This window comes from Pseudoprimorskyibacter insulae, from assembly GCF_900302505.1.
GTDB lineage: Bacteria > Pseudomonadota > Alphaproteobacteria > Rhodobacterales > Rhodobacteraceae > Pseudoprimorskyibacter > Pseudoprimorskyibacter insulae.
Window position 1 is genome coordinate 39,945 of record NZ_OMOJ01000005.1, and the last position, 16,466, is coordinate 56,410.

At 60.3% G+C, this 16,466-nt stretch carries 14 protein-coding genes; 6 read left to right on the top strand and 8 right to left on the bottom strand.

What is annotated here, in order from left to right; translation table 11 throughout:
- Positions 1-196: 196 nt before the first annotated feature.
- Together PRI8871_RS12475 and ilvN are read left to right on the top strand one after the other, a co-directional pair.
- Positions 197-1,951, top strand: a complete 1,755-nt coding sequence (locus PRI8871_RS12475) for an acetolactate synthase 3 large subunit (protein ID WP_108886566.1) — start codon at positions 197-199, stop codon at positions 1,949-1,951.
- Between the two features lie 78 nt (positions 1,952-2,029).
- Positions 2,030-2,590 (top strand): acetolactate synthase small subunit, encoded by a 561-nt coding sequence (gene ilvN, locus PRI8871_RS12480; RefSeq protein ID WP_108886567.1) that lies wholly within the window; start codon positions 2,030-2,032, stop codon positions 2,588-2,590.
- A 78-nt stretch (positions 2,591-2,668) separates the two neighbouring features.
- On the opposite strand, the gene PRI8871_RS12485 is transcribed toward ilvN, so the two are convergent.
- Positions 2,669-3,001 carry a hypothetical protein gene (locus tag PRI8871_RS12485; protein WP_146188683.1) on the bottom strand — a complete coding sequence of 111 codons (333 nt, stop codon included), beginning with the start codon at positions 2,999-3,001 and terminating at the stop codon, positions 2,669-2,671.
- A 187-nt stretch (positions 3,002-3,188) separates the two neighbouring features.
- Between PRI8871_RS12485 and PRI8871_RS12490 the strand changes: the two genes are divergently transcribed.
- The gene (locus PRI8871_RS12490; RefSeq protein ID WP_245897859.1) at positions 3,189-4,046 is read left to right on the top strand and encodes a helix-turn-helix domain-containing protein; all 858 of its coding nucleotides are present in this window, start codon (positions 3,189-3,191) and stop codon (positions 4,044-4,046) included.
- Positions 4,047-4,048: 2 nt separating this feature from the next.
- Here the strand turns inward: PRI8871_RS12490 and PRI8871_RS12495 are convergent, their stop codons facing one another.
- The 6 genes from PRI8871_RS12495 to PRI8871_RS12520 all read right to left on the bottom strand — a co-directional run bounded on the left by PRI8871_RS12495 (position 4,049) and on the right by PRI8871_RS12520 (position 12,313).
- Complete coding sequence (locus PRI8871_RS12495) at positions 4,049-4,852, bottom strand: DUF2189 domain-containing protein (RefSeq protein ID WP_108886570.1); 804 nt, start codon at positions 4,850-4,852, stop codon at positions 4,049-4,051.
- Positions 4,853-4,937: 85 nt separating this feature from the next.
- Positions 4,938-5,810, bottom strand: a complete 873-nt coding sequence (locus PRI8871_RS12500; protein WP_108886571.1) for an aldose 1-epimerase family protein — start codon at positions 5,808-5,810, stop codon at positions 4,938-4,940.
- 70 nt (positions 5,811-5,880) lie between these two features.
- A complete protein-coding gene (gene prfB / locus PRI8871_RS12505; protein ID WP_108886572.1) occupies positions 5,881-7,008 on the bottom strand; it encodes a peptide chain release factor 2 in 1,128 nt (375 codons plus the stop codon).
- Positions 7,009-7,116: 108 nt separating this feature from the next.
- Entirely contained in the window at positions 7,117-9,639 is a 2,523-nt protein-coding gene (locus tag PRI8871_RS12510; protein ID WP_108886573.1) for a penicillin-binding protein 1A, read from the bottom strand.
- A gap of 107 nt (positions 9,640-9,746) precedes the next feature.
- Positions 9,747-10,970: an N-acetylmuramoyl-L-alanine amidase gene (locus tag PRI8871_RS12515; protein WP_108886574.1), complete on the bottom strand. Its 1,224-nt coding sequence runs from the start codon at positions 10,968-10,970 to the stop codon at positions 9,747-9,749.
- 197 nt (positions 10,971-11,167) lie between these two features.
- Positions 11,168-12,313: a pyridoxal phosphate-dependent aminotransferase gene (locus PRI8871_RS12520; protein WP_108886575.1), complete on the bottom strand. Its 1,146-nt coding sequence runs from the start codon at positions 12,311-12,313 to the stop codon at positions 11,168-11,170.
- 57 nt (positions 12,314-12,370) lie between these two features.
- Between PRI8871_RS12520 and PRI8871_RS12525 the strand changes: the two genes are divergently transcribed.
- From PRI8871_RS12525 to PRI8871_RS12535, 3 genes are read left to right on the top strand one after another with little or no spacing between them, the layout of a single operon-like run.
- Positions 12,371-13,684 (top strand): M48 family metalloprotease, encoded by a 1,314-nt coding sequence (locus PRI8871_RS12525; protein ID WP_108886576.1) that lies wholly within the window; start codon positions 12,371-12,373, stop codon positions 13,682-13,684.
- Positions 13,685-13,708: 24 nt separating this feature from the next.
- Entirely contained in the window at positions 13,709-14,458 is a 750-nt protein-coding gene (locus tag PRI8871_RS12530; protein WP_108886577.1) for a DsbA family protein, read from the top strand.
- Complete coding sequence (locus PRI8871_RS12535) at positions 14,458-15,132, top strand: hypothetical protein (protein WP_108886578.1); 675 nt, start codon at positions 14,458-14,460, stop codon at positions 15,130-15,132. The genes PRI8871_RS12530 and PRI8871_RS12535 overlap by 1 nt, the downstream gene beginning before the upstream one ends.
- Before the next feature lie 126 nt (positions 15,133-15,258).
- Here PRI8871_RS12535 and ispG read toward each other — a convergent pair whose 3' ends face one another.
- Positions 15,259-16,386: a flavodoxin-dependent (E)-4-hydroxy-3-methylbut-2-enyl-diphosphate synthase gene (gene ispG / locus PRI8871_RS12540; protein WP_108886579.1), complete on the bottom strand. Its 1,128-nt coding sequence runs from the start codon at positions 16,384-16,386 to the stop codon at positions 15,259-15,261.
- Between the last annotated feature and the right edge of the window lie 80 nt (positions 16,387-16,466).

Consider the following 16,466-nt stretch of genomic DNA (forward strand, 5'->3'; position numbering starts at 1 on the left):
GGTTGACGCCCCTGCAAGTGGCCCATAATGTCCCCCCACGAATGAAGGAGCCTTCAGATGAATACGCTAGTCGTAATCGTAGGATACAGGCGCATGGGCCGGTAACGGACACCATAACGGTTCCCCATGCGCCCCCGACTGATCCTCGGGGGCTTTTTTATTGCTGAACAATGACGTCGTAAGTGGAGTAAAAGCGATGACACGTCAGATGACCGGAGCGAAAATGGTGGTTCAAGCCCTGAAGGATCAGGGTGTGGACACGGTATTCGGCTACCCTGGCGGGGCTGTACTACCTATTTATGACGAAATCTTTCAGCAGAACGGGATCAAGCACATCCTGGTTCGGCACGAACAAGGCGCGGTTCACGCCGCCGAAGGCTATGCCCGCTCGACCGGCAAGCCCGGCGTTTGCCTTGTGACCTCGGGCCCCGGCGCGACCAATGCCGTGACCGGCCTGACCGATGCGCTGCTCGATTCGATTCCGATTGTTGTTCTGACCGGACAGGTGCCGACCTTCATGATCGGCTCGGACGCGTTCCAAGAGGCCGACACCGTTGGCATCACGCGCCCCTGCACCAAGCACAACTGGCTGGTGAAAGACACCGACAAACTGTCGGCCAAGATCCATGAGGCTTTCCACGTGGCGACCTCGGGCCGCCCCGGCCCCGTTCTGATCGACATTCCCAAGGACGTGCAGTTTGCCAGCGGCACCTACACGCCCCCCGCCAAGACACCGACCGGCCATTACCAGCCGCAGGTCAAAGGCGATATGGAAACGATCACCGAATTGGTCGAAGCCATTGAAAAGGCGGAACGTCCGGTGTTCTACACCGGCGGCGGCGTCATCAACTCTGGACCGGGGGCCAGCCAGTTGCTGCGCGAACTGGTCGATGCGACCGGCTTCCCCATCACCTCGACCCTGATGGGCCTTGGCGCTTATCCGGCGTCAGGCAAGGGCTGGCTTGGCATGCTGGGCATGCACGGTCTGTATGAGGCCAACCTGGCAATGCACGGCTGCGATCTGATGATCAACGTCGGCGCGCGTTTTGACGACCGGATCACCGGCCGCATCGACGCGTTCAGCCCCAAGTCGCGCAAGGCCCATATCGACATCGACCCCAGCTCGATCAACAAGGTGATCCGCGTGGATATGCCGATCATCGGCGACGTTGGCCATGTTCTGGAAGACATCCTGAAGGTCTGGAAAGCCCGCGGCCGTAAGGTCAATAGCGAAGGCCTGTCCAAGTGGTGGACCCAGATCGAGAAGTGGAAGAAGGTCGACTGCCTGAAGTTCAAGCAGGAAGGCCCGACCATACGCCCGCAATACGCCCTGTCGCGTCTGGAAGAGCTGACCAAGAGCCACGACCGCTATATCTGCACCGAGGTGGGCCAGCACCAGATGTGGGCCGCGCAATACCTTGGCTTTGAAGATCCGAACCGCTGGATGACCTCGGGCGGGCTTGGGACCATGGGCTACGGCACGCCTGCGTCAATCGGTGTGCAGATCGCTCATCCCGAAAGCCTCGTGATCAACGTGGCGGGTGAAGCCTCGTGGCTGATGAACATGCAGGAAATGGGCACCGCGGTTCAGTACCGCCTGCCGGTCAAGCAGTTCATCCTGAACAACGAACGTCTGGGCATGGTGCGCCAGTGGCAGGAACTGCTGCATGGCGAACGCTATTCGCATTCGTGGTCCGAGGCCCTGCCCGACTTCGTGAAGCTCGCCGAAGCCTTTGGGGCCAAAGGCATTTATTGCGACAACCCGGCAGATCTGGACGATGCGATCATGGAAATGATCAACTACGACGGTCCGGTGATCTTTGACTGCGTTGTTGAAAAGCACGAAAACTGCTTCCCGATGATCCCGTCGGGCGAGCCGCACAACAAGATGCTTCTGGGCGAAGCCTCGACCAAGGACGCGATCGGAAAATCCGGCGCGGTTCTGGTCTGAGCTTTGCGCGCGTGACATCTGCCGGGGGGCCGACTGCTCCCCGGATCCCATAGGATATTTCAGTCAGAAGAGGCCACCATGTCTCCGCTACACATCAAAAAAGGCTCGACCAAGCACTCGGCCTATAATCTACGCCCGACCTTCTCGGATCACGAAGAAACCCACACCATTGCGGTGCTGGTCGACAACGAAGCAGGCGTTCTGGCCCGTGTGATTGGCCTGTTTTCGGGCCGTGGCTACAACATCGAAAGCCTGACCGTGGCCGAGGTGGACCATCAGGGCCACCTAAGCCGCATCACCATCGTCACGCGCGGCACTCCGCAGGTGATCGAACAGATCAAAGCCCAGCTTGGCCGCATCGTGCCTGTGCATGAAGTGCACGACCTGACGGTTGAGGGCAGTTCAGTTGAACGGGAACTGGCGCTGCTGAAAGTGGCCGGAAACGGCGACAAGCGCGTAGAGGCGCTGCGCCTTGCCGATATCTTCCGCGCCCATGTGGTGGACAGCACGCTGGAAAGCTTTGTGTTCCAGATCACCGGCACACCCGACAAAATCGACGCATTCGCCGATCTGATGCGCCCGCTGGGTCTGGTCGAAGTGGCCCGCACCGGCGTGGCCGCCCTGTCGCGCGGCGCTTGATCCACATCCCTGGCGCTAAGAACAACAAGGCCGCCCTTCGGGGCGGCCTGTTTCGTTGGCAAGGTTCAAATCTGACGCTTAGGCGCGCAAACGCATCCTCGCATCGATGACATTGCTGTTGCTGGCGCCCTGTAGTGCGGCCGATGCTGTCACAGCCCCTGTGAGCCGCTGTGCCAGTGTGGGGAACTGTTCTTGTCCGATCAGGCGCAGATTGCGTGCAAGCCGCATGTGGCGCACCTCACTGACGTCAAACTGGATCAAATCACCGGCATCAAGGGATAGTCCTGTGCCATCCGACGCCTCGTTATGCGTATAATATGCGAGGTTCCCATGATCCTCGCACCAGATCACTGCCTTTTTGTCGGTGTCGTCGGACCAAAGCACCACGCCGAACATTTGCCTATCAGCCATTTCGATACCTTTTTTGCCTTTCTTGTAGTGTCTTACATTCCTGCAACTTTCAGAATTTCTTTCCCCGCGACATTCTCGTGGATTTTGTGTCGCGACTTGGGTATCGTGACGCTATATAGCGACAGACATGGCGCTTATGAGAGGCATTTTTTACTTGACCCGGACTCGGTTTGTGTAGGAGGTCACCATGACGGAAGAGACTGAAACGCGCGAAAGACAATTATCGATGCCAAACGGACCCGAGGACCGAAGAAAATCCCCGAACCCTGCCGAACTTCGCAGCATGCTTGGTGCGAACCTGCGCCAACTTGCACAAGGTGCGCAGTCCATTTCTCAGTTGTGCCGTGAGCTTGGAATCAACCGAACCCAGTTCAACCGCTACCTTGCTGGCGAAAGTTTCCCGCGCCCCGACGTTCTGCACCGCATGTGCAGCTTTTTCGGCGTCGATGCCCGCATTCTTCTGGAACCGGTCGAGCAGATCAACTCGACCTCACCCAGCCTTCTGACCCACCCCGAGATTGCAGACTTCATCGGGGCAACCAAGGCGGTGGTGACCGAAAACCAGTTTCCGTCAGGCTTTTATCGCTATTCCCGCCGCAGCTTTATGCAGCGCACGCGATTTGTGCAGGGTCTGGCCTTTGTTTACCGCCAGGACGGCCACACCTTCATGAAGGGCTTTGAAGCGCGTCAGGCGATGCAGCAACAGGGTCTTCCCGCCTCAAAGAAGGACCGCGAATTCCGGGGCTTCATGCTGCCGCATGAAACCGGGGTTTCGACCATGGTCTGCCGCCGCAACGCGATGAACGTCTCGTTCAACTTCCTTGCGCCCGTTGCGTCCTTCGACAGCAACTTCTGGGTTGGCTACACCGCCCGCGCGGGCCAGGAAACACCGGGACATCCGCGCGTGACCCGCGTGGTCTATGAGCACCTCAAGGGCGGAGTCAAAGAAGCGCTGCGCGTCACGCGCTCTGGCGGCATCTGCGAGATTTCAGAACTGGCGCCGTTCCACCGCGCCCAGTTCGAATCGGACGGCGAATTTAACTGATCTCAGGTCGCCGTATGTTCGGCGGCCGGGTGCGCCTTGCCATAGGCCAGCATGTCATAAAGGTGCCACGTGGCGTGGCCCAGCAATGGCAGGATCAGGAACAGCCCCAGAAAGATCGGCACCATCGCCACCAACGTCAGCCCGGCGATCATCACACCCCAGATCAGCATCGGGAACAGGTGGGATTTGACAAAGCCAAAGCTGGTGATCATCGCGGTGACAAAGTCGATTTCCCGGTCTAGCAGCATCGGCAGGGCGATCACCGTCAGCATATAGATCAGCAGCGCGGTCAGCGCCCCCAGTACCAGTTCAACCAGCAACATGATCAGCCCATTGCCTGTCAGGAAGACTGACACCGAGCTGGACACATTGGTCATCGTGCTTAGGCCCATGAACAGCGCAAAGATCATATGGGCCAGAAAGAACCAGAACAGAAACACGATGATGATGATGGCACAGATCGACGGCAACTGGCGCTTGGACTGGCTGGCGATCACGCCAAAGATCTGCATCCAGTCCAGCGGCAGGCCCTGTTCGAGCCGCCGGGACACATCATAAAACCCAACCGCTGCAAACGGGCCCAGCAGCGGAAAGCCGACCGCCGCGAAGATCATCCAATAGCTTTGCCCGGTTGCCCATGTGATCAGCCACATCCCCCAACCGCACACCACATAAACCGCCGAGAAGATCAGCCCGAACCCCGGCGTGCGGCGTTGGTCACGCCAGCCGCGGCGCAGGGCTTCTTTCAGCAGGTCCAGGCTAACATCCCCTAGGTCGGGCACGCCCGGCTTTGGTGTGGTTGGCATAGCGTCCTCCCGTACAACTGCCTGTTGTTTCCATCTGAACGTGGTTCACATTCAAAAGCAACAATATTGCGCGGGGAAATTCAGCTTAGTCGCCAAGTACCGAAACGGAATAGCCAAACTGGGCCGACGCGCCCGGTGCCAAGGTCATGGCAAAAGGGCGGTCCGCGATCTCGGGCCCGTGGCCCGCGCGCGGTGCCAGCCCGTGCCACGGCTCAATGCACAGGAACGGCGCGCCCGGCTTTTGCCAGATGCCAAGGTTGGGCGTGTTGTCGAACCGGAAGGCCAGTTCCGGCCCGCCGTCCACGCCATAGCGCAAGCCGTCGCCCGTGCCGCCTTCGAAGATCAGCGCGTCATTGGCGAATAGGTCGTGGGTCAAATCAAGCACACCAAGGGCAAAGGGCGACGGTTTGGTCGCCTCGGCCAGATACCCGCCCTCCAGCACCGACAGCGGCGGCTCGGCCCCATTGTCCAGCACCACGCGATGCGCCTGCCCTTCGCCGCCGGGCAAGGGCCAGCAAAAGGCCGGATGGAAGCCCACACAATAGGGCATGTCCTGATCGCCAGTATTCTCTGCCGTCACGCTGACCGTCAGCGTCGCGCCATCCAGCGTATGGCGAATGGACAGGACAAAATCGCTGGGATAGGCCGCGCGGGTGGCCTCAGATGCCGTCAGGCGGTGCAGCACAAAGTTCGGGCCTTGGTCCACCCGTTCAAACACGCTTCGGCGGGCAAAGCCGTGCTGGCCCATCTCTCCGCCCTGCCCGTTCACGGCAACCCGGCCTTCAACGGCGCGGCCCACGATCGGAAACAGGATCGGCGCACGCCCGCCCCACCATGCGGCATCGCCATGCCACAGGTATTGGCGGCCATCCTCGCGCGACAGGCTTTGCAGCTCGGCGCCCATGTCCGAAACGGTGGCGGTGAATGCGCCGGATGTCAGGGTGGTCAGGTTGATCATGGGGCCTCCGGGCAAAGTGATTTAGGCGCAGATTGCCACGCCCAACCCACAGACAGAAGCCCTGAAAACCTTAGTCTTCGGCGTTCGCCTCGGCGCGGGACTTGCCCGACACGTTCAGCGCCAGCGTCGCGCCCATCAGCCCGTCCAGATCGCCGTCCAGCACCCCTTGGGTGTCCGAGGTTTCAAAGCCGGTGCGCAGGTCTTTGACCATCTGGTAGGGCTGCAAAACATAGGACCGGATCTGGTTGCCCCAGCCCGCATCGCCTTTTGCCTCATGGGCTGCGTTGATATCGGCGTTGCGGCGGTCCAGCTCCAATTGATACAGACGCGATTTCAACGCCTTCATGGCGATATCGCGGTTCTGGTGCTGCGACTTTTCCGAGCTGGTCACAACGATGCCGGTCGGAATGTGCGTGATCCGCACGGCCGAGTCGGTGGTGTTGACGTGCTGACCGCCCGCACCGGACGACCGGTAGGTGTCGATGCGGATGTCATTGGGTTTCACGTCAATTTCGATATTGTCGTCGACCACCGGATAGACCCAAACGGATGAGAACGAAGTGTGGCGACGCGCGGCGGAATCATAGGGCGAAATGCGCACCAAGCGGTGCACGCCGGATTCCGACTTCAGCCAGCCATAAGCGTTCTGACCGCTGATCTTATAGGACACCGATTTGATGCCTGCCTCTTCGCCCGGACTTTCGGACTGAAGCTCAACCTTGTAACCCTTCTTTTCGGCCCAACGCACATACATCCGCGCAAGGATCGACGCCCAGTCACAGCTTTCGGTGCCGCCCGCGCCCGCGTTGATTTCAAGGAAGGTGTCATTGCCATCGGCTTCACCATCCAGCAGGGCCTCAAGCTCTTTCTGGGCGGCCTTTTCGGCCAGCGCCTTCAGGCCTGCAATGGCATCGTTGACGACTTCGGCGTCGTCTTCCATCTCGCCCAATTCGATCAGTTCAAGGCTGTCCTCAAGGTCTTGTTCGATGGACCGGTGCGTCTCCATTGCGTCAACCAGCATCTGCCGTTCACGCATCAGCTTTTGCGCCGCCTCAGGATCGTTCCAAAGGTTCGGATCTTCGACCCGCGCGTTGAATTCTTCCAGCCGGTAAGGGGCCGTTTCGACATCGAGCCGTTGTGCCAAAAGCTCGATCGAGCCTTTGATCTTGTCGACGATGTTCTGAACGTCTGCGCGCATGGACTTACCCTGACTGATCTTCTGTGGCCCGCCTGATACCAAGGCTGACGGTCGGGAACAAGACAGGGCAGACGGCGGATGCCCCAAAACGGCGCATCCGCTGGCCGATTAATAGAGCCCGCCCGAGCTGAGCGAGCCAAACGACGCCTTGGGACCAACCACAGCCTTGCGGCCCGTTGAGGTTGTCACCTCTTGCGCCTCGCCCGGCTCATCCCCGGTGATCAGGTCGAAATTGCCGCCCATGGCAAAACCACCGTCGAACTGCATGCCAAAGATCGGCTCTTCGCCCGAGCGGAAACATTCCGACACAACGTTCGGGCCGCTGGCGCTATCGGAGAGGCGCGCACCGGTGAAGCGGTCGATCTTGATGAACTCGCAAGCCTCGGGGACTTTGAATTTGCCGCCGCCGTATTTCTTGACCGCTTTGGACATGAAGCGCTGAAACACCGGGCCGCACATGCCGCCGCCTGACGCACCGCGCCCAAGGCTGCGCGGAGTGTCATAGCCGATATAGCACCCGGCGACGATGTTGTTGGTAAAGCCGATGAACCAGACGTCTTTGGCATCGTTGGTTGTACCGGTTTTACCGGCGGTCGGCACTGGCAGGTTCACCGTGCCCGACGCGGTGCCGCGCTGAACCACGCCTTCCATCATCGAAGTCAGCTGATAGGCCGTCACCGCATCCATCACCCGTTCACGGTTGGTCACGATGCGGGGGCTGAGATCGGAGGAAATGCCTTCGCTGCCGCAATCCACACAGTCGCGCCGGTCATGGCGGTACACGGTCGCGCCATAGCGGTCCTGCACGCGGTCCACCAAGGTCGGCTCCACCCGCTCGCCACCATTGGCGAACATCGCATAGGCCGCAACCATCTGGTAAAGCGTCGTTTCCTGCGATCCGAGCGAGTTGGCAAGAACCGGGTTCAGGTCTTCGTAAACGCCGAATTTCTCGGCATACATGCCCACCGTTTCCATGCCGATTTCCTGCGCCAAACGCACGGTCATCAGGTTCCGCGACCGTTCGATCCCGGTGCGCAGCGGCGTCGGGCCATAGAACTGGTTGCTGGCGTTCTTGGGGCGCCATACGCCTTGGGGCGTGTTGATTTCGATCGGGGCGTCGATCACGATGGTCGCGGGGCTATAGCCGCTGTCCAAGGCCGCCGCATAAACAAAGGGCTTAAAGCTGGACCCCGGCTGGCGCATGGCCTGCGTGGCGCGGTTGAACACCGAATGCTGATAACTAAACCCGCCCTGCATGGCGATCACACGGCCATTGTTCACGTCCATCGCCATGAACCCGCCTTCGACCTCGGGCACTTGGCGCAGGGTCCAACGAATGAACTCTCCGCCGTTATCAGTGACCATGCGGCGCACGAACACCACATCGCCGGGTTTGAAATTGTCGAAGAAGTTGCCCTTGATCCAGCTGATGTCTTTGCGCGGAATGACAAAGGGTTCCGCCTCAGTTTCGGTCACGCCTTCGATGCCGACGCGCATCTGCTGATCTTCGATGTTCAGAACCACCGCCGGATGCCACTGACCGTCCAGATCGATGTCACGGGCAACGCGCACCTCGGCCAATGCCGCGCGCCATGCCTCTTCGCTGCCCAGCTGATCCAAGGCGATCTCTTCGCCCGTGCCGCGCCAACGGCCATCGGCGCGGTCGTATTCTTCCAGCGCGGTGCGCAGCGCATTGGCCGCAATCACCTGCATCTCCGGCTCAATCGTGGCGCGCACGCTGAACCCACCCGAGAAGAACTCCCCCTCACCGAAATCGCGGCTGAGCTGGCGGCGGATTTCGTCGGTCGGATAATCACGCGGCGGCAATTGCGCCTGAAACGGTTCAAAGTCGCCGTTCTGCACCGATTTCAGCGGCTGCGCGACTTCCCAGTTATAGGTGCCCTGGTCGATATATCCGTTTTCCATCATCTCTTTGAGGACGAAGTTCCGGCGCTCCAGCAGACGCTCCTTGCGGCGCACCGGGTGGAAACTGCCCGGGGCTTTGGGCAACGACGCCAAGAAGGCCGCCTCATGCGGTGCCAGTTCCGACAGGGATTTGTTGAAGTAGGTCTGCGCCGCCGCCGTCACCCCGAACGAGTTTTGACCAAGAAAAATCTCGTTCATGTAAAGCTCAAGGATCTTTTCTTTGCTCAGCGTCTCTTCCAGACGCGAGGCTAGAATGATCTCTTTGATCTTACGTTCGGCCCGGCGGTCGCCCGACAGAAGGAAGTTCTTCATCACCTGCTGGGTGATGGTCGAAGCTCCGCGCACATTGCGTCCGCGCGACTTGACAGCATCCACAGCCGCCGCCGCGATCCCGCGCAGGTCATAGCCTTGGTGCTGGTAGAAGTTCTTGTCTTCGGCCGAAATAAACGCCTGTTTGATCAGGTCAGGGATTTCTTCGGCCGGGGTAAACAGGCGGCGTTCCTTGGCAAATTCGTCGATGATCTTGCCTTCGGTCGAATAGATCCGGCTGATTGTCGGCGGTTTGTACTGGGCCAGCGATTCATGGCTGGGCAGGTCGCGCCCATACATCCAGAACACCGCGCCAACCGACAGGGCAACCATCATCAGCCCAAGCGTGATGACGCTGAAGACCCCTCCAAAGAATGAAAAGATGAATCTGATCACAAATGTGCCCCTTGCCGAACTGCGAGCATCCCATATACCGCAATCCAAGTCTGGTCAAAACACAATGCCTTGCGTGGCAAGCTGGTTCCCGCTGATCTGCGAATGACCTACTGGCGGCGCAACCGCGACAGCGCCGCATCCTCAAGCGCCCAGGCCTGTAGCCCGTCACGAATGCCCGCCGCCATCCCGGCCCGCCAGATCGGATCACGCAGGTTCTTCAAATCGGCATTGGTCGACAGGAACCCCAGTTCAATCAAAACCGACGGGATATCCGCCGCCTTCAGCACCGAAAACCCAGCCTGGCGCAAAGGCCGCTTATGCACCCGGCCCACCGAATTGCGAATGCTGTCCACCAAGACCTGCGCCAAGGCCTGACTGCGCGGCGTATTATCCAGCCGCGCCAAATCCATCAGCACATCGGCCACATGGTCGTCCGCCCCTGTCAGATCCACGCCCGACAGCAGGTCATCGCGGTTGTGCCGCTCCGCCAACGCCGCCGAGGCCGCGTCCGAGGCCTCCTCGGCCAGCGTATAGACCGTCGCACCGCGCGCCACGCCTTCATCCAGCGCGTCGGCATGAAGCGAGACAAACACATCCGCCCCCGCTCGATGCGCCTTGGCCACCCGCGCCTCAAGCGACACAAACTCATCCGCATCGCGGGTCAATTGCGCGTCAAACCCGCCCGACCGGCGCAGAACTTCCTGAAGCTCGCGCGCCATGATCAACATCAGCTGCGCCTCGGACGAGGTGCCATTCTGCGCGCCGGGGTCGATCCCGCCATGTCCGGGGTCGATCATCACCACCAAGTGCCGATCATCGCCGGCCCGTTTCGGTGCGGTCACAGCGGCCAATGGTCCGATCTGCATGGCCCCGACCTCGCGCGGTGCACCCGCTGCCGCCAAGAAATCCTCGCTCGTCGTCCGGGTCAAACGCACCTGCAACGCCGCCGTTCCATCCGACTGGCCGATCTTCATCTCGGCCTGATCCACCGCCATCGGCTCTCTCAGATCCACGACCAAACGCGACCAGCCTTGCTGCACCCGGCCAAACCGCAGTCCCGCCACGCGCGATGTCTGCAGCATGTCCACCGGGTTGGCCCCCGTCCAATCCACCTCGCGAAAATCGACCACCAACCGCATCGGCTCGGCCAAAGTGTAAATCCGAAACGGCACGCCCTGGCTCAGGTTCACCTCAAGGCGCACATCGCGCAGCCCTGCATCGACCACCCTGCTGCCCTCGGGCACCACCCGCGCCAACCCGCCCAGCGGTTGCGCCAAACCAGCGCAAGCCAAAACCAGCCACGCGGCAATTGCCAGAAATATCCTGCTCATAAGCCTCTCCGGGCACTTCTAAGATTGCCCCAACCATAGCGCGACAGGGCCGGATTCGCACCCCTGCTTCTTCTCTTTGATAAATACCGCCGGGGGAGGCTTCCGCAGGAAGACGGGGGCAGCGCCCCCAACCCGCTTGGCCGCATGGCCAAGCTCCCAATGCGCGGCGCGTCAGCGCCGCACCGCTGGATCACCGATTACCCACGGCTCTCCATAAACCGTTTCAACCGTTCCAGCCCTTCTGCAATATCGGCGGTGCTGCGCGCATAGGAAAACCGCAGCGTTCCGTGCCCGCGCACCGGATCGAAATCCAATCCCGGCGTCACCGCCACACCGGCTTTGTCCAAGATCTCAGCAGCGAATGCCCGGCTATCCTCGGTCAAATGGCTCACATCCGCATAGACGTAGAACGCGCCATCGGGCGGCGCGATCCGGTCGAACCCGGCTTTCGGCAATCCTTCCAGCATCAACCGGCGGTTTTCGGCATAGACGGCCATATTGGCCTGCAACTCCTCGCCCGCGTCCATTGCGGCCAGCGCCGCCAATTGGCTGGCATGGGGCGGACAGATGAACAGGTTCTGGGCCAGACGCTCAATCTGGCGTACCTGATCGGGCGGCACCACCAGCCACCCCGCCCGCCAGCCAGTCATGCTGAAATACTTGCTGAACGAATTGATCACGCAGACATCGTCGCTGATCTCCAGCGCGGTGACCGCCTTCGCCTCATATTCAATCCCGTGGTAAATCTCATCCGACAGAAAGGCCGCGCCCTTGTCATGGCAGGTTGAAATCAGATCCCCCAGCGCCTCGCGCCCCAGCATCGTCCCCGTCGGATTCGCCGGAGAGGCCACCATAAGCCCCTGATAATCAACACCCTCTAAATCGGTCGGCACAGGTTGGAGACGGTTCTCCATCGACGATTGCACCTCAACCGGCACCAGATCCAGCGATTTCAGAATTTGCCGGTATGACGGATAGCCCGGCGCACCCAGCGCAACCCGGTCGCCTGCATCGAACAGGGCCGTGAACGCCAGAATGAACCCGCCCGACGATCCCGGTGTCACCACAACCCGCGCCGGATCCAGGTCGACATTGTACCATTCGCCATAAAGCTGGGCGATCCGGCGGCGCAACGCCGGTAGACCAAGCGCCACGGTATAGCCCAAAGGGTCGTCCTGCATGGCGCGCGTCAAGGCATCCCGCGCCGCCGCAGGCGCAGGCGTTCCGGGCTGGCCCACCTCCATATGAATGATGTGGCGGCCATCGGCCTCAGCCTGCCGCGCCGCTTCCATCACATCCATCACAATAAAGGGATCAACCGCGCCACGCCTTGAGTTCTTCATCCCGATCTCCGTAAACTGCATCGACCCTGACTTATGAGCCTCAAGGACCGCCCGTCAATGCATCTGCTTCGATCTTTGCTGCTTGCCGCGATGACCTTTGTCATCAGCACCGTGTCGGCGGGCGCCGCGTCCCTGATCCGCGATGCCGATATCGAATATGCGCTTGGCGAACTGGCGGCCCCGGTGTTGCAGGCCGCCGGGCTGAACCCGTCGCGCGTTCGCGTGCTGCTAGTCGATGACAGCAGCCTGAATGCCTTTGTGATCGACACACGTTATATCTTTATTCACACCGGCCTGCTGCAACGTCTGACCAGCGCGGGCGAGTTGCAGGCCGTCATCGCGCATGAGGCCGCCCATATCGCCAATGGCCATATCACCCGGCGCATGGCCAATTTCCGGTCTGCCAAAACCGCCGCCGGAATCGGCATGGCCTTGGCCGCCGTCGCTGCCGCCAGCGGCGCCGGAGAGGCCGCCGTTGGCTTTGCCGCAGGTGCGCAATCCTCGGCAACGCGCCTGTTTCTGGCCCATACCCGCGCTGAGGAAGCCTCAGCCGATCAAAGCGCGGTGCGGTTCATGGCCCGTGCCGGGGTCGACCCGCGCGGTGCCGTCAAAGTGATGGAGATGTTCTCGGGCCAAGAGTTGCTGGCCGAACATCGCCAAGATCCCTACACCCGCAGCCATCCCCTGTCGCGCGACCGGGTCCGAGCCTTGAACGGGTTTGTCACCGTCTATGGCAAGGATCTGCCCGAAGATCCCACAGCCGCCTATTGGTTCGACCGGGCCAGCGGCAAACTCAGCGGCTTCACCCGCGCCCCGGCCTGGACCCTGCGCCGGGCCGAGGAGTCCGTATCCGCCGACATTACCTGGATGCGGCGCGCCGCCGCCTATCATCGCCAATCAAACGCCGCCAAAGCCCTGGCGGCCATTGATAAATCCCTGTCGATCCGTCCGGGCGACCCCTTCTATTTAGACCTCAAAGGGCAAATTCAACTGGAAAGCCGCCAATTCGCCAACGCCGTCCAAACCTATGCCGCCGCCGTCAAATCCAGTGGCAACAATGCCCAAGTCTTAGGCGGTTATGGCCGCGCCCTTCTGGCGGTCGATCAGCCTAAGAACGCGATCAAAGTTCTCGAACAGGCCCGCACACGCGATTACACCGACGGGCGCGTTCTGCGCGATCTGGCCGTCGCCTACGCCGGAACCGGGCAAAACGCCATGGCGTCGCTGGTGACCGCCGAACGCTACGCCCTAAATGGGCGCATGAAAGATGCCGCCATCCACGCAAAACGCGCCGCAGGCGCCCTGCCGCAGGGGTCTGGGCCGTGGCAGCGAGCGCAGGATGTGCTAAACGCAGCCAAACGGGCCGAATAGCCCACTCATCTCAGGGAGCCTTCCATGAAATCCACCCTTTCCGTCTTCGCTCTGATGGTCGGCCTTGCCGGACCGGCTGCGGCTTTCGACATCACCGCCATGACCGATGACGAACGCGCTGCCTTTCGGGCCGAAGTCCGCGCCTATCTGATGGACAATCCCGAGATCATCATCGAAGCGGTCAACTCGCTTGAAGCCAAACAAGCCGAGGCGCAGGCCGAAAACGATGTCTCCATGGTTCAGGACAACATGAACGAATTGGTCAACGATCCGCGCAGTTGGGCTGGCGGAAATCTTGACGGCGATATCACCTTGGTCGAATTCATCGATTACCGCTGCGGCTATTGCCGCAAAGCCCATGACGAAGTGGCCGATCTGATCGAAAGCGATGGAAATATCCGCTTTATTGTCAAAGAGTTCCCGATTCTCGGCGAAGCCTCTCTTACCTCCTCTCGTTTTGCCATCGCCACGCAGATGATCGCGGGCGATGATGCCTATAAATCTGTGCATGATACGCTGATCACGCTATCGCAGGATCCGTCCGAACCCGTTCTGCGCCGCATCGCAACCACCCTTGGCCTTGATGCCGATGCAATCATCGCTGGCATGTCCGACCCCGAAGTGACGCGCCGCATCGCGGAAACCCGCGCCTTGGCACAGCGCCTCCAGATCAACGGCACGCCGACCTTTGTCCTCGAGACACAAATGCTTCGCGGCTATGTGCCTTTGGACGCAATGCGCAGCATCGTAGCCGACGTCCGCCAAGACAGCTAATGCGCTTGGCCCTTGCGCTTGGCCTGATTGCCGGCCTGCCGGTCGCGACAAACGCGACCGGGTTATTGGGTGATGACCCTTCCGCCTACACCACCCTCGGCAACGAACTTCGCTCGCTCTTTCAAGACCAGCCTGAGATCATCGCCAAGGCCATGCGCGGCCCCGTTCCCTATGCCGATGAGATTGCTGCCGATCTGAAGCTCATCGCGTCGCATAGCCAAGCGCTATTCGGCCCGCATCGCGCCAGTTTCGGAGCGTCAGAGCCAGCCAAAACAATGGCGATCCTGGTCAGGCCTGCCTGCCCTGATTGCATCGCCACGCTGGCGGACCTCCGCAACCTGTCTTCGATGCACCCAAATTGGCGGTTTGTCGTAATAGATCTGCCAGACGATCCAACGGACACCCGGCCAAAGTTGATGGCGAACATCCTTCGAACACACGGGTTTGACGCTGCCCAAACAGCGCGTTTGCTCGCAGCACAGCACCCTGACTGGACAGGCGATGATCTGGCCCGGTTCCTTAGTCTAAGCGCCCCGTCAAAGGCCAATAACCCCAGCGACAGCGCTGTGATTGCCGAGCTGGGTTTAGATTTGTTTCCGTCCTACATCCTTCCCGAAATGATGATCCGCGGACAGATGCCCACATTTGTTTTGCAACGGTATTTGTCAGACTAACGGCCCCAATCTAGCGCGCGGTGTGCAAAGATTCGGTTAACCGCCCCCGAGAAACGGCAAGGCGCGCGACCGTCTGATCGCGCGCCCCTTGGCGACGTGCAAAGCACGGCGCAACCCTTCATGATTTTACTCGGCCGCTTTGGCCGCCTCTGCCGCGTCAATTTCTGCCGCTTTTTTCTCAACCTGCTCAACGATATGATCCACCATCGCATCATTGGACATTTTGTGGCTGGCTTTCCCCGCCAAATAGACCATGCCAGACCCCGCGCCGCCGCCGGTGAACCCAACGTCGGTCATCAAAGCCTCACCCGGGCCGTTCACCACGCAACCTATGATGCTCAGACTCATCGGGGTTTTGATATGTTCCAGCCGTTTTTCAAGCGCCTCAACCGTTTTGATCACGTCAAACCCCTGTCGCGCGCACGAAGGACAGGAAATGATGTTCACACCGCGATGGCGCAGGCCGAGCGACTTTAGGATTTCGTAACCTACCTTCACCTCTTCCACCGGATCGGCGGACAGGCTCACGCGAATCGTATCGCCGATTCCCATCCACAAAAGGTTACCAAGGCCAATCGCGCTTTTGATCGTGCCGGTCATCAGGCCGCCCGCCTCAGTGATCCCAAGGTGGATGGGCGCATCCGTTGCCTCAGCAATGCCCTGATAGGCCGCTGCGGCAAGAAAAACATCAGAGGCTTTCACGCTAATCTTAAACTCGTGGAAATCATTGTCTTGCAAGATCCGGATATGTTCCAATCCGCTCTCTACCATCGCTTCGGGGCATGGTTCGCCATATTTTTCAAGCAGATGCTTCTCAAGGCTGCCAGCGTTGACCCCGATTCGAATCGAACAATTGTGATCCCGCGCGGCGGCGATAACCTCACGCACACGGTCGGCGCTGCCAATATTGCCGGGGTTGATCCGCAGACAGGCCGCGCCTGCTTCGGCGGCCTCGATCCCCCGGCGATAGTGAAAGTGAATGTCCGCCACGATCGGCACGGGGCTTTCGCGCACGATCTCTTTCAGCGCCTTGGAGGATGCTTCATCCGGGACCGACACACGCACGATATCGGCGCCAGCTTCAGCAGCAGCCTGAATCTGGGCAATTGTGCCTTTGATGTCAGTCGTTACCGTATTGGTCATAGTCTGAACAGTGATCGGCGCATCGCCGCCAACCGGCACATTGCCCACCATGATCTGACGCGATTTGCGGCGATAAATATTGCGCCACGGGCGCACGTGGTTCAGAGACATGGCGATTTCCTGTCAGAAACAAATCTATGGTGCCAAAGCGCAGCGCCCGGCGTGCGTCACCCTAGCCAAATATCGCGGGG

Coding starts and splice junctions, on each gene's coding strand:
- prfB (WP_108886572.1), bottom strand. CDS start 7,008: ATGCGCGCAGACGTTCAGAACATCGTCGACAAGATCAAAGGCTCGATC.
- PRI8871_RS12485 (WP_146188683.1), bottom strand. CDS start 3,001: ATGGCTGATAGGCAAATGTTCGGCGTGGTGCTTTGGTCCGACGACACC.
- ilvN (WP_108886567.1), top strand. CDS start 2,030: ATGTCTCCGCTACACATCAAAAAAGGCTCGACCAAGCACTCGGCCTAT.
- ispG (WP_108886579.1), bottom strand. CDS start 16,386: ATGTCTCTGAACCACGTGCGCCCGTGGCGCAATATTTATCGCCGCAAA.
- PRI8871_RS12495 (WP_108886570.1), bottom strand. CDS start 4,852: ATGCCAACCACACCAAAGCCGGGCGTGCCCGACCTAGGGGATGTTAGC.
- PRI8871_RS12525 (WP_108886576.1), top strand. CDS start 12,371: ATGCATCTGCTTCGATCTTTGCTGCTTGCCGCGATGACCTTTGTCATC.
- PRI8871_RS12530 (WP_108886577.1), top strand. CDS start 13,709: ATGAAATCCACCCTTTCCGTCTTCGCTCTGATGGTCGGCCTTGCCGGA.
- PRI8871_RS12490 (WP_245897859.1), top strand. CDS start 3,189: ATGACGGAAGAGACTGAAACGCGCGAAAGACAATTATCGATGCCAAAC.
- PRI8871_RS12500 (WP_108886571.1), bottom strand. CDS start 5,810: ATGATCAACCTGACCACCCTGACATCCGGCGCATTCACCGCCACCGTT.
- PRI8871_RS12535 (WP_108886578.1), top strand. CDS start 14,458: ATGCGCTTGGCCCTTGCGCTTGGCCTGATTGCCGGCCTGCCGGTCGCG.
- PRI8871_RS12520 (WP_108886575.1), bottom strand. CDS start 12,313: ATGAAGAACTCAAGGCGTGGCGCGGTTGATCCCTTTATTGTGATGGAT.
- PRI8871_RS12515 (WP_108886574.1), bottom strand. CDS start 10,970: ATGAGCAGGATATTTCTGGCAATTGCCGCGTGGCTGGTTTTGGCTTGC.
- PRI8871_RS12475 (WP_108886566.1), top strand. CDS start 197: ATGACACGTCAGATGACCGGAGCGAAAATGGTGGTTCAAGCCCTGAAG.